This is a genomic window from Streptomyces sp. NPDC052036, assembly GCF_040680495.1.
Classification (GTDB): domain Bacteria; phylum Actinomycetota; class Actinomycetes; order Streptomycetales; family Streptomycetaceae; genus Streptomyces.
Map to the genome: position 1 here is coordinate 1 of NZ_JBFAWW010000056.1, position 12,818 is coordinate 12,818.

Genomic DNA, 12,818 nt, shown 5'->3' on the forward strand with positions numbered 1-12,818 from the left:
AACGCCCGCTCCCGCTCCACCAGCAACGGCAACGCATCCGAACACGTCACCGACTCCCGCAACGGAAACCGCCCCAACACCCCAACCACCTCGGGGGTGAGCGCCGCCGCGAGCCGGGAGGCGGCCGGGCGGCCGGTGTCGCGCAGGGCGTCGGCCGCGGCGAGCAGAACGTCACCGGAGCCCTCGTGCTCCGGGATTCCGGCGGCCGCGCGCTCGTACAGTCTCGCGCCCTCCTCCAGGACCAGTTCGGTGTCGATCCCCGCCGTGATCTTGATCGTGGCATGGTGCCGCCAGGTGGTCACCGGATCGCCCCACCCCTCCACGGCGTAGGTCCAGTTGCCCTCCCGGGGCACGGAGACGGTGGCGCCCCAGCGGTCGGTGCCGGGGGCGAGTTCGCGCATCGCGATCCGGGGACCGGGACGGCCCTGGGGATCGGTGAGCACGGCATGGGCGGCGACGGCGTCGTGGCCCTCGCGGAAGACGGTGGCGGAGATCTCGAACTCCTCGCCCACCACGGCCTTGGCGGGGCGGCGGCCCTGGAGGACGAGGGGGCGTACGTCGAGGACGGGGATGCGTCCGAGGGCGAGGCCCGGGGCGGGCCCTTGGTCCGTAGAGGGTGTCCGGGGGGCTGGGGGACCGGCGTCGGAGGTCCTTGAGGGTGAGGCGCCGGTGCCCGGTGCCGTAGGTGTCGGCGAGTGGTGCGTCGGGGGCATGACCGCTCCTGTCCGCGTCAACGTCGGTGGCGGATGAGGGTGTCGGAAGGTGGCCGGCGGGTCTACCGGGGGAGCCTTCCCACCATGTACGGGTGGGCATTCCGGCACTTTGTTAACTACTCACGCGTATGTCTACCTTCAAGACCGGCCGCATCCGGGCGAGGGAAAGGGACCGGCCCCGCCCGCTGGGGCGAGGCCGGTAACAGTACGGGTGCCCGGTGAACGGCAGTTCAAGGGCTGTCCACCCGGAGAAGTTTGCCGGGCGAGCCGGAGCCGGCCGCGGTGACGTCCACGGACGACGCCTGCCGGACGAGCGCCCGGCCCACCTGGGCCGGGGTCGCCTTCGGATGACGGGCCAGATACAGCGCGGCCGCACCCGTGACATGCGGGGTCGCCATCGACGTACCGGAGAGGGTGGCATGGCCGGTGTCGCTCGTGTACGCGTCGGAGGTGATCCCCACACCGGGGGCGAACAGGTCCACGCCCGGACCCCAGTTGGAGAACGGCGCCCGGGTGTCGGTCCGGTCGACGGCGCCGACCGTCACGGCCTCGGCGACCCGGGCGGGGGAGTACCGGACGGCCGGGAGCCCGTCGTTGCCCGCCGCGACGACATAGGTGACCCCGGAGGCGATGGAGGCACGTACCGCGGCGTCCAGTTGGGCGCTGGCGCGGCCGCCCAGGCTGAGGTTCGCGACCGCGGGCTTGTGCGCGTGCCGGGTGACCCAGTCGATGCCGGCGATGACCTGGGCGGTGGTGCCGGAGCCGTGGTCGTCCAGCACCCGCACCGAGACCACCTTCGCCCGCTCGGCGACCCCGTACGCGGCGCCCGCGATGGTTCCGGCCACATGTGTGCCGTGCCCGTTGCCGTCGGCGGCGGTCCCGTCGCCGTCGACGAAGTCCCAGCCGTAGCTCGCCCGCCCGCCGAAGTCCTTGTGCGAGATGCGGATGCCGGTGTCGATGACGTACGCCGTCACGCCCGCGCCCTCGGGCCCGGGGGAGGAGTAGCTGCCGTCGAGCGGGAGACGGGGTTGGTCGATGCGGTCCAGGCCCCAGGACGGCGGGTTCTTCCGGGTCGCGTCGAGCGAGACCCGGCTGTCCTGGACCACCGAGGCCACACGGGAGTCCGCCGCGAGACGCCGGGCCTGGCGCTCGTCGGCCCGTATCGCGTACCCGTTGAGTGCCGTCCCGTAGATATGGCCGATTCTCGCCCCGTACCTCTCCACGATGCTCTCGCCGGCCGCCGATGCGGCCCTCGTTCCCCCCTTGAGCGTCACGATGTAGCTGTCGCGGACGGAGCCGGGCGCCCCGGCGCCGAGCACCATTCCTTCCGGTGCGGCGTGCGCGGGCTCGGCGGCGGCCGCGAGCGCCACCACCGTGGTGACCGCGGTGAGGCAGCCCGCCCAGCGCAGACGCGCGGTTCTCTTCCGTGCCATGGTGTGCGTTCCCCTCCTCCACTCGGCGTACGGCGACCACGGACTCTCCACGCCCCCGAACCCCCTCGGCCGGTACGCCGGTGGGCAGCCTCTCGTGCGGTGTGAACCGCCACAAGGCCGCCCGACGGGGCGGAATCGGCCATATCGGTCGCACGGCTTCCGGGGGCGGGGCCCGGAGCGGGGCGCGCGCGAACCGGCGGTAAGCCGAACGCACCGTTGCCACGCGGCGTACCGTCGGGGGTGACACACCGCGTACGCCCTTACGTGAAGGTGGAACTCGTGAAGGCCATCCGCAGGTTCACCGTCCGACCCGTCCTCCCCGAATCCCTTCACCCGCTCAGCGATCTCGCGCGCAATCTGCGCTGGTCCTGGCACTCCGAGACCCGCGACCTCTTCCAGTCCGTCGACCCTGAACGCTGGGCCGCCTCGGACGGCGACCCGGTGCGGCTGCTGGGGAGCGTGCCGCCGGCACGGCTGGCGGAGCTGGCCGAGGACCGCCGCTTCCTGCGCCGTCTCGCCGCGGCCGCCGGCGATCTGGCCGACTACATGACCGGCGAGCGCTGGTACCAGACGCACTCCTCCGGGTCCGATCTGCCCGCGGCCGTCGCCTACTTCTCCCCCGAGTTCGGCCTCACCGCCGCGCTGCCCCAGTACTCCGGCGGCCTCGGCATCCTCGCCGGCGACCATCTGAAGGCGGCCAGCGACCTCGGGGTCCCGCTGATCGGCGTGGGCCTGCTGTACCGGCACGGCTACTTCCGGCAGACCCTCTCGCGGGACGGCTGGCAGCAGGAGCACTATCCGGTGCTCGACCCGAACGAACTGCCCCTGACGCCCCTGCGCGAGCCGGACGGCACCCCCGCCCGGGTGTCCCTGGGGCTGCCCGGCGGCCGCCGGCTCCAGGCCCGGATCTGGCTCGCCCAGGTGGGCCGGGTGCCGCTGCTGATGCTCGACTCGGACGTGGAGGAGAACGACCTCGGCGAACGGGGCGTCACCGACCGGCTCTACGGCGGCGGCAGCGAGCACCGGCTGCTCCAGGAGATGCTGCTGGGCATCGGCGGGGTGCGCGCGGTGCGTACGTACTGCCGGCTGACCGGGCACCCCGAACCGGAGGTGTTCCACACCAACGAGGGCCACGCCGGCTTTCTCGGCCTGGAGCGGATCGCGGAACTGTGCGCGAACGGCCTGGACTTCGACGCGGCCCTGGAGGCGGTGCGGGCCGGCACGGTCTTCACCACCCACACCCCCGTCCCGGCCGGGATCGACCGCTTCGACCGGGAGCTGGTGGCCCGCCACTTCGGACCCGGCGCGGAGCTGGAGGGCATCACGGTGGAGCGGGTCCTCCAGCTCGGCATGGAGACCTACCCGGGCGGCGAGCCCAACCTGTTCAACATGGCCGTGATGGGCCTCAGGCTCGGCCAGCGCGCCAACGGCGTCTCGCTGCTGCACGGCAACGTCAGCCGGGAGATGTTCTCCGGTCTGTGGCCGGGCTTCGACCCCGACGAGGTGCCGATCACGTCCGTGACCAACGGGGTGCACGCGCCGACCTGGGTGGCACCGGAGGTGTTCCGCCTCGGGGCGCGGCAGATCGGCGCGGAGCGCACCGAGGACGCCATGACGGTCGGCGGGCGCGAGCGGTGGGACGGCATCGCGGAGATCCCGGCTCAGGAGATCTGGGACCTGCGCCGGGTGCTGCGCGAACAACTGGTGCTGGAGGTGCGGGAGCGGCTCTACGCCTCCTGGCGGCAGCGCGGCGCGGGAACGGCGGAGCTCGGCTGGATCGAGGGGGTGCTCGACCCCGATGTGCTGACGATCGGCTTCGCCCGCCGCGTGCCGTCGTACAAGCGGCTGACCCTGATGCTGCGCGACCGGGACCGCCTGATGGAGCTGTTGCTGCACCCGGAGCGCCCGGTCCAGATCGTCGTGGCGGGCAAGGCGCACCCGGCGGACGACGGCGGGAAGCGGCTGATCCAGGAGCTGGTCCGGTTCGCGGATGACCCCCGGGTGCGTCATCGCATCGTCTTCCTCCCGGACTACGGCATGGCGATGGCGCAGAAGCTCTACCCTGGCTGCGACGTGTGGCTGAACAACCCCCTGCGCCCGCTGGAGGCGTGCGGGACCAGCGGTATGAAGGCGGCGCTCAACGGCTGCCTCAACCTGTCGGTTCTGGACGGCTGGTGGGACGAGTGGTTCCAGCCGGACTTCGGGTGGGCGATCCCCACGGCGGACGGCGCGGCCATGGACGAGGACCGCCGCGACGAGCTGGAGGCGGCGGCGCTGTACGACCTGCTGGAGCGGCGGGTGACCCCGCGCTTCTACGAACGCGGGCAGGGCGGGCTGCCCGACCGGTGGATCGAGATGGTCCGCCAGACCCTGATGAACCTGGGCCCCAAGGTGCTGGCCGGGCGGATGGTGCGCGAGTACGTGGAGCGGCTGTACACCCCGGCGGCCCATGCGCACCGGGCGATGACCTCGAACGCGGCGCGGCAGCTGGCGGACTGGAAGGCGCGGGTGCGGGCGGCCTGGCCGGCCGTCACGGTCGGCCATGTCGAGGCGACGGCCGCGACGGCGGAGCTGGGCGCGACGCTCGCGCTGCGGGTCCGGGTGGGCCTCGGCGATCTGACGCCCGACGACGTGGAGGTCCAGGCGGTGTCGGGCCGGGTCGACGCGGACGACCGCATCGCGGACGCGACGGCGACGGCCCTGAAACCGGCGGGCGGCCCGGACCTGGAGGGCCGCTGGCTGTACGAGGGCCCGCTGTCCCTGGACCGCACCGGCCCGTTCGGCTACACCGTACGCATCCTGCCCGCCCACCCCCTGCTGGCCTCGGGCGCGGAACTGGGCCTGCTCACGGTGCCCTCGGAGGAACTGGCGGAGGCGGCGGGAGTACTGCTGCGCTGACGACGACGGCCCGCTCCCGGGGGGAGCGGGCCGTGTCGGTCGAGGACGAGGGCAGGTCAGGGCGTGCGTTCGTTGGTGTCGGCCGGGGCGTCCGCGCCGTTCGGGGTGGTGTCGGTCGGGCGGTCGGCTCGGCAGCGGGACTTCTCCGCCGCGGTCATCGGGCCCGTGCGCTGGTAGATGCGGTCCGGGAGGGACGGGGAGGGGCCGTCGACCGTGACATGCATGCGGTACTGCCGGTCGGGGTCGTCCCCGGTGGTCACGAACCAGCCCTCGGTGCGCCGGCGTCCCGCCTGGGCCTCGATCCAGGAGACCTCACCGGGCTCGATCGTCTCGTTGATTTTCCGGTCCGAGGCGGACGTCCAGCGCCAGCCCGTGGCCCGGACGAACTGCTGGCGCAGATTGTCCTGGGGATTGGCGAGCCGGTCGACGCCCACGCTCTGGCTGAGGCTGTCCAGCGTCCGGTCGCCGTAGACCACCGGCCGGTCGTGCTTGACGGTGTTGCGGGTGCAGTTGATGTACGCCTCGCCGACGGTCCGGGCGGTGTCGTAGTAGCGGTAGGAGTACGCGTCGTCGGGCTGGAACACGCAGGCCCCCGCGCCGCTCACGCACTGCTCGGCGACCTTCTTCGGCGTCGTCGTCTCGTTGCCGTAGTAGGCGACGGGCGCGGGCAGCCGGTCCTTGGTGACGGTCTTGTCCACCGGGGGCGGCACCTGGGTGGCGCGTACCCGGGCGATCAGCGGGCCACAGGTCCAGCTGCCGGTGGAGCGGTTCGTGGCGAAGGTGAGCAGGGGCTCGTGGACCGCGGCCCGGAAGGTGTACACACGGTCGAGGTGCCAGCCGCGGTCCTTGGCGTCGGTGCGGTAGTCCTGGCGGGTGCCGCCCTCGCCCTGCACGGTGTAGGGCTGGCCCTGGGAGATCTGGTCCGCGGGGCAGCTCCCGGATCCGCCGAAGCTGTCGTCGAAGGTGACGGTGACCTGGGCCCCCGCACGTACCCCGCGCAGCCGCTGGCCGACGGTGTGGTCGTCGGTGGTGCGGTTGCGCAGCAGAAGGGCCGGTGCCTTGGCGGGGTGGCCGGAGACGTTGCCGTTGTAGCGGTAGGGGTAGGTGACGGTCCAGCCCTTGATCTGGCTGGTGTCGGTGTCGGCGGTGAACGCGGGCTCGCGGAAGTCGCCGTTGATCACGGCGACCTGGACGGGCGCGGGATCGCCGGCCGCCGCGGCGGCCGGGGCCGGGGCGGCCAGGGCGGTGGTGCCGGGGACCGCGACGGACAGCGTGCCGAGCACGGCGAGCGCCGTCAGCAGCGTGCCCGCGGTGGCCGCCCCCCGGCGCCCGACGGCGTTCCCGGGTGTCTTCGGGGTCGTTCCCATGTCTTCTCCCGAGGTCGTCAGGGCGTCACGGCCGTGTTGCCGGAGGGGCGCAGCCGGTCGCAGGTCGAGCCCGGCATCGTGGTGGTGCTCGCGATGAACGAGGAGGTGTTGACCGTGGAGGGACTCTCCACGACGATGTTGCGCACGACCTGGCCCCGGTCCGTGGTCAGGGTGCCGGCGATCCGCTGCATGGCCGCGCTGGCCGCGAAGACCAGGGCGTCACCCTGCTTCACCGTCATGTGATAGGCCGTGGACTCGGTGTGCCTGGCGGTCCAGGTGTGCTGGTACTGGGCCTTGAACGCGGCCTGGAACGCGGCCTTGGCGGAGAGCGAGGCGCCGAGCTTGCCGCTGCCCTGGGCGCCGCCCTTGGCGTTCGTCTCGGACATGGGGCCGTCCTTCATGTTGGGCGTCTTGAAGGTGATGCCGCCCTCGCCGCTGACCCCGGCCGAGACCTCGCCGCTCACGTTCACCTGGCCCTCCAGCGCGACACTGCCGGTGATCTCGCCGCCGAGGTTGTCCTGGCTGCCGGTCTCCAGATCGACCTTGCGGTCCACGGTGATGTCGCTCTGGGTGCAGTTGATGACGGCGTTGCCGAAGGACCTCACCGTGCTGAAGAACTGCAGCGGCAGGATCTTGTCGTCGAGCGCGAACCGGCAGCCGCCGGGCTGGGACCGGCAGTAGTCCAGCACCGGCTTGACGGACCGCATCTCGCGGCCGTCCCTGTCGTAGGCGCGCGCGGTCGGGACGGGCGGCTGGGCGGGGCCGGACGCCGGGTCGCCGCCGGCCGCGGACGCGGTGGCGGGCAGGACGAGGGCGAGAGCGGCGGAGCCCGCCGCCAGCACCGTACGCAGGGTGGGGGCGCTCATCGGGACGTCACCTCGCACAGCCGGGTCAGCTCCTCGGCGTCGGGGCCCGAGACGGGCAGTGAATCGGCGTACAGGCCACAGGAGTTGGCGACGGCACCGGAGGCGTTGTCGGTGGGCGCGCCCTGGAAGTCGGCCAGCGTCTGTTCGGTGCGTGCGATGCCCTCCTTCTCGTGGGCGCCGTCACCGGCCAGCTTCTTCATGCAGTCGGCCGACTCGGGCCGGCACTCATCGACCTGGTTCTGCGCCTTGGTGATGTCCTTCTTGGCGTCCTTGACGCTGTCGTTCACGTCCTGGCGTTCCTTGGCGGTCTCCTTCTGGTCCTTCTGGTTCTCCTCGCACTGGGTGTCGTCCGGCGGGCAGTCGGCGGCCGCCGGGCGGGCGGTGGCGACGACGGCCGCGAGCGGGGCGGGCCCCACGGCCAGGGCGGCCAGCAGGAGCAGACAGGCCCTGCGGTGACGGTTGCTTCTCACGAGGCGGGAGGTGTCCTCTCGGGGTGGTCGAAGGCCTGGGGCCGGGGAGGTTCAGTAGGCGAAACTGACGGAGGTGACATAGCCACCCGCCACATGACCGACTCCGCTGCCGGCCGGCAGCACGGTGAGGGGCACCGGGCTGTCCGTGGTGGTGCCGTCGCCGAGCTGGCCCTGGTCGTTGGCGCCCAGCGCGATGACCGACTGGTCCTCCAGGACGGCCAGGGTGTGCTTGAGCCCGGAGCTGATCTCCCGTGCCCCGGTGAAGGCGGCCACGGGATGCGGCGTGGTGCGGTTGGTGGTGGTCTTGTCGCCGAGCTGGCCCTTGTCGTTCCAGCCCCATGCCTTCACCGTGCCGTCGGCCAGCAGCGCGAAGGTGTTGTACGGGCCCGCGAAGATCCGGTCGACGGACGTCAGGTGCTTGACCTCGGCCGGCTTGTTGCTGTTGGTGGTGGAGTCGATGCCGAGCTCCCCCTCCGTGTTGAGGCCCCAGCTCATCACCTTGTGGTCCCGGGTCACGGCCAGGGCGTGGAAGGCGCCGGCGTCGATCGCCTCCACATCGCTCAGCCCCGGCACCTGCTGCGGGGTGTTCGCGTTGGTGGTGGTGCCGTTGCCGAGCTGGCCGCTGCCGTTGTTGCCCCAGGTCCACACGGTGCCGTCCTCGCGCAGGGCCATCGTGAAGGTGCAGCCCGCCGCGACCGCCTTGACCCGGTCCAGGCTCTGCACCTCCACCGGCGCGGTGGCGGCGGCCAGTTCGCCGGTCGCGGGGAACGGGACACCGTTGCCGAGCTGCCCCGAGTTGTTGCGGCCCCAGGTCCACACCCGCCCGCCGCGCAGCGCGACGCCGTGGTAGCAGCCGGTGTCCAGGGCCCGGACACCCGTGAGGCCGACGACCGAGCCGGGCACGCTCTGCGCGGTGGTGGTGCCGTTGCCGAGCTGCCCGAACTGGCTGTTGCCCCAGGACTTGAGCGTCCCGTTCTTGAGCAGGGCGACGGTGAAGGAGTTGCCGTCGTTCATCCAGCCGCCCGTGCTCACCGCCTTGACGTCCTGCCGGGCCAGTCCGAGGACGGCCCCGGGCGAGCGCGAACCGGTGGTGGAGCCGTTGCCCAGCTGGCCGCTGGTGTTGTGTCCCCAGGCGTAGACCCAGGGGTCGGAGGTGCCGGGGCCGGCGGAGGTGGCCGGTGCCGCGGCGAGGGCGGTGACGCCGGCCGAGACGAGCACGGCGAAGGTGGCGAGGGATGCGGTACGCATGAGGAAGTGCCGATCTGCCGGGGCGGGTTGAGGGTCAGTACGCGAAGCTGCTGTCGCCGCCGAGCGGGACCGCGACGTGTTCGAAGCTGCCGCGCACCGAGGTCACGGGACGGCGGCGGGAGACATTGGTGCCGTCGCCCAGCTGGCCGTGACCGCCCGCGCCCCAGGCGGTCACCCGGCGGTCGAACAGGGCGAGGTCGTGGTCGCGGCCGGCCGCCAGCTCCTGGACGCCGGTCAGCGCGTCGACGGGAACCGGTGCGTTGTGGTTGGCGGCGTCGTCCTCCAGGAACTGCCCGGAGCCGCCCGCGCCCCAGCCGTAGACCGTGTTGTCGTTGAGGATCGCGAAGTTGTGGTCCGCTCCCGCGACTACCGTGCGGACACCGGACAGCTGCCGTACCCGTACCGGCGTTCCGCTGCCCGTGGTGGTGCCGTTGCCGAGCTGCCCGTACAGGTTGTCGCCCCAGGCGTAGACCTTCCCGGACACCGTGCGGGCGAGAGCGTGGTGGCAGCCCGCGGCCACCTGGGCCACCTCCTCGTCGAGTCCGGTGACCGGCTGGGGCACGGCGTCGGCCGAGAGATCGCCGTCCCCCTGCCCGCGCTGGCCCCGGCTGCCGCGTCCCCACGCCCAGACTGTGCCGTCCTCCAGCAGGGCGAGACTGAAGTCGCAGCCGGCGGCGACCTGTTTGGCGCTGACGAGGCCCTGCACCGGCACCGGCGTGGTGGCCACGTCACCGGTCCGGTTGGTGCCGAGCTGCCCGAAGTTGTTGTCGCCCCATGCCTGGACCCGGCCGCGTTTGTCGACGGCGAGGGCATGACCCCCGCCCGCGGCCACACCGGCGATGTCGGTCAGTCCTACGACCGTGTTCGGGACGGCCTGGTCGCCGCGGGTGCCCTCGCCGAGCTGGCCCAGGGAGTTGTGCCCCCAGGCCCGCACGGTGCCGTCCGAGAGCCGGGCGACGACGAAGGCGTCGTCGTCACCGGTGCCTCCGGCGGCGAGCTGCGCGGTGTCGCCCCGGGTGAGGGAGGCGACGGGGCCCGGGGACCATCGGTCGGCCGTCGTGCCGTTGCCCAGCTGACCGCTGTTGTCGGCACCCCAGCTGAGGACGTCGGTATCGGAAGCCGCGTGGGTGACACCGCCGTTGGCGAGCACCCCGGTCAGCACGACCGCGGCGAGCAGGGCGGCGCGTCGGGGCTGGCGCGAGGAAGGCATGGGAAATGTCCTCCGGGAGGAAGGGGAGAGGGCGGCGAGCGAAGACCGCGAAGATCATTTTCCCTGTGCTTTGCCGCGCATGGACACAAAGTCACGCGCTTGGCCCCATTTGTCGTTTCTGATGGCCGCGTTCACCGCTTCCCCGTTTCCGTGACGGATGCGCGCGCAGGACGATGTCCCGGTCGTGGCACGGGAGTCGGAGCCGCATGTCGGGCACGTCGAAATCGCCGTCCGGCGACAGAGGCGGGAGCGGGCGCGGCGGATCGCCGCGGTGGTGCGGGCCGCCGGGGGCGGTGTCAGTCCTGCGGGACCTCCGCGCACAGCTTGCGCAGAACCGATCCGCAGCGTCGGGCGTACGCCTGCTGGAGGCCCCGGGCCGCCGGGCCGCCCGCCTTCGTGTACCACCTGCCCGGGCGGCTGAAGGCCGTGATCGTCAGCCAGACCGTGCCGTCGCCGGTGCGGTCCACGACGAAGGCCTCCTCGCCGCACTCGGGGTGGCCCGGCAGCGTGCCGTAGGCCCAGCCCGCGCGGCGGTGTTCCTCGACCGCCCAGACCACCCGGCAGGGGGCCTTGATCACGCCGGCCACGGAGAGGGTGACATCGACGCCTGGGGCCGCCCGGTCCGCGCCGGCCAGGACGCCGACGCCCAGCGCCCGGTGCAGCTCCCAGGTGAGGAGGGCCTCGGTCGCCCGGCGGAAGACCTCCTCGCCCTCGCCGATGCGGGCGCGGATGTGCAGGGGGCGGAACCCCTCGGGGCAGTGGCCGTCGCGGGTCGCGCCGACATCCTCGTACGTGAAGGACATGGCCCCAGCGTAGGGCGGCCCCCGGCATCGCCTTCCCGCCGGGGGCCGCTGTGGTGCTCTGTCGGTGCTAGTTCACGTTGACCGCGGACCAGGCCGCCGCCACCGCCTTGTACTCGGCGCTGGTGGAGCCGTAGAGGGCCGAAGCCGCTGAGAGGGTGCCCGTGCGGGCGGACTTGTAGTTGGTCGTCGACGTGAAGTACGTCGTCAGCGCCTTGTACCAGATCTGCAGCGCCTTGTCCCGGCCGATGCCGGTGACCGTGGAGCCGTTGGACGTGGGCGAGTTGTAGCTCACGCCGTTGATCGTCTTCGCGCCGCTGCCCTCCGACAGCAGGTAGAAGAAGTGGTTCGCCACACCCGAGGAGTAGTGGACGTCCAGGTTGCCGACGGAGGACGACCAGGAGTCGGCCGAGCCGCCGTCCTTGCTGGGCTTGTCCATGTAGCGCAGCGGGGTGCCGTCGCCGTTGATGTTGATCTTCTCGCCGATGAGGTAGTCACCGGGGTCGTTGGCGTTGTTCGCGTAGAACTCCACACCGGTGCCCATGATGTCGCTGGTGGCCTCGTTCAGGCCGCCGGACTCACCGCTGTAGTTGAGGCCGGCGGTGTTGGCGGTGACACCGTGGCTCATCTCGTGGCCGGCCACGTCCAGCGAGGTCAGCGGGTCGGCGTTGCCCTCGCCGTCGCCGTAGGTCATGCAGAAGCAGCTGTCGTCCCAGAAGGCGTTGACGTAGCTGCTGCCGTAGTGGACGCGGGAGTAGGCGCCGACACCGTTGTTCTTGATGCCGTTGCGGCCGAAGGTGTTCTTGTAGAAGTCCCAGGTCTCCTGCGCGCCGTAGGCGGCGTCGGCGGCCGCGGTCTGGTCGGAGGAGGAGGTGGAGGCGGTGCCGGTGCCGAAGGTGTTGGTCGAGCTGCTGACCAGGGTGCCGGTGCCGGACGTCTTGCGGGCCAGGTTGTAGGTCTTGTGGCTGCCGCGCGAGGCGTCGGTCAGGTTGTACGTCGAGCCCGACTGGGTGGTGGTGAGGCTGACGGTGCCCGAGTACAGCGTCTTGCCGGTGCCGGTCGCGTTCTCGATGCCCTGGTACCGGAACAGCTCCTTGCCGGTGGCGGCGTCGGTGATGACGTGCAGCTGGTTCGGGGTGCCGTCGTCCTGGAGACCGCCGACGATCGTCTCGTAGGCGAGGACGGGCGTGCCGGAGCCGGCCCAGATGACCTTGCGCGCACCGTCGGCGGCGGACTTGGCGGAGCCCAGCGTCTTGGCGGCGCTCAGGGCCTGCTTCTCCGCCTTCGCGACGGTGATCTGCGGCTTGAGGGAGGCCACCTTGATCGCCGACTTGGTCGCCTTGGTGACGCCCTCGGTCTTGCCGGCCTTCGAGGTGTGGACCACGAGGTCGCCGCCGAGCACCGGCAGTCCGGCGTAGGTGCGCTCGTAGCGCGTGTGCACCGTGCCGTCGACGTCTCTCACGACGTCCTTGACGACGAGCTTCTCCTTGGTGCCGAGGCCTATCTGCCGGGCCGTCTCCGAGGCGTTCGCCTGCGCCTCCTTGACGAGGGAGACGCGGGCCGACGCCGACAGAGTGGTCGGGGCGGCGGCGAGGGGAGCCTTGCCGGCGGCCGACCCGGTCTGGGCGGAGGCGCCGGTGGACAGGCCGGTGGTGAGGAGCGCTCCGGCGGCGACGGCGGTCGCGATGGCCAGAGTGGTGCGCTGGTGACGCGCGTAGCGGGGAGTCACACAAGCTCCTTATGTGGGGGAGACCGGTCGGCGTGGGGTTGCCGGCCGGAAGGGATGTGAAGTCGCTGTGCTCGTGCGGCGGGT

The 12,818-nt window shown here is 72.2% G+C and carries 10 protein-coding genes; 1 reads left to right on the forward strand and 9 read right to left on the reverse strand.

Translation table 11 applies throughout. The features are described 5' to 3' along the window. Both AB0L95_RS39010 and AB0L95_RS39015 read right to left on the reverse strand, forming a co-directional pair. Positions 1-713, reverse strand: a 713-nt coding sequence (locus AB0L95_RS39010; RefSeq protein WP_365170942.1) for a maltotransferase domain-containing protein, incomplete at its 3' end; no start/stop codon positions are given. Between the two features lie 230 nt (positions 714-943). Further along, positions 944-2,146, reverse strand: a complete 1,203-nt coding sequence (locus tag AB0L95_RS39015; RefSeq protein WP_365170944.1) for a S8 family peptidase — start codon at positions 2,144-2,146, stop codon at positions 944-946. Between the two features lie 279 nt (positions 2,147-2,425). Here AB0L95_RS39015 and AB0L95_RS39020 point away from each other — a divergent pair, with 279 nt between their 5' ends. Next, positions 2,426-5,044, forward strand: a complete 2,619-nt coding sequence (locus AB0L95_RS39020) for a glycosyltransferase family 1 protein (protein ID WP_365170946.1) — start codon at positions 2,426-2,428, stop codon at positions 5,042-5,044. Positions 5,045-5,100: 56 nt separating this feature from the next. On the opposite strand, the gene AB0L95_RS39025 is transcribed toward AB0L95_RS39020, so the two are convergent. The 7 genes from AB0L95_RS39025 to AB0L95_RS39055 form a co-directional block, all read right to left on the reverse strand. Then, positions 5,101-6,411 carry a hypothetical protein gene (locus AB0L95_RS39025; protein WP_365170948.1) on the reverse strand — a complete coding sequence of 437 codons (1,311 nt, stop codon included), beginning with the start codon at positions 6,409-6,411 and terminating at the stop codon, positions 5,101-5,103. 17 nt (positions 6,412-6,428) lie between these two features. Beyond that, on the reverse strand, positions 6,429-7,277 hold the full coding sequence (locus AB0L95_RS39030; RefSeq protein WP_365170950.1) for a hypothetical protein: 849 nt from the start codon (positions 7,275-7,277) through the stop codon (positions 6,429-6,431). After that, positions 7,274-7,747 carry a hypothetical protein gene (locus AB0L95_RS39035; RefSeq protein ID WP_365170952.1) on the reverse strand — a complete coding sequence of 158 codons (474 nt, stop codon included), beginning with the start codon at positions 7,745-7,747 and terminating at the stop codon, positions 7,274-7,276. Before AB0L95_RS39035 ends, AB0L95_RS39030 begins: the two co-directional genes overlap by 4 nt. 51 nt (positions 7,748-7,798) lie before the next feature. After that, positions 7,799-8,995: a chromosome condensation regulator RCC1 gene (locus tag AB0L95_RS39040; protein WP_365170954.1), complete on the reverse strand. Its 1,197-nt coding sequence runs from the start codon at positions 8,993-8,995 to the stop codon at positions 7,799-7,801. A 34-nt stretch (positions 8,996-9,029) separates the two neighbouring features. Next, a complete protein-coding gene (locus tag AB0L95_RS39045; RefSeq protein WP_365170956.1) occupies positions 9,030-10,205 on the reverse strand; it encodes a sialidase in 1,176 nt (391 codons plus the stop codon). 296 nt (positions 10,206-10,501) lie between these two features. Beyond that, the gene (locus tag AB0L95_RS39050; protein WP_365170958.1) at positions 10,502-11,008 is read right to left on the reverse strand and encodes a DUF1990 domain-containing protein; all 507 of its coding nucleotides are present in this window, start codon (positions 11,006-11,008) and stop codon (positions 10,502-10,504) included. A gap of 67 nt (positions 11,009-11,075) precedes the next feature. Beyond that, on the reverse strand, positions 11,076-12,734 hold the full coding sequence (locus tag AB0L95_RS39055) for a M4 family metallopeptidase (RefSeq protein WP_365170960.1): 1,659 nt from the start codon (positions 12,732-12,734) through the stop codon (positions 11,076-11,078). Positions 12,735-12,818: the final 84 nt, after the last annotated feature.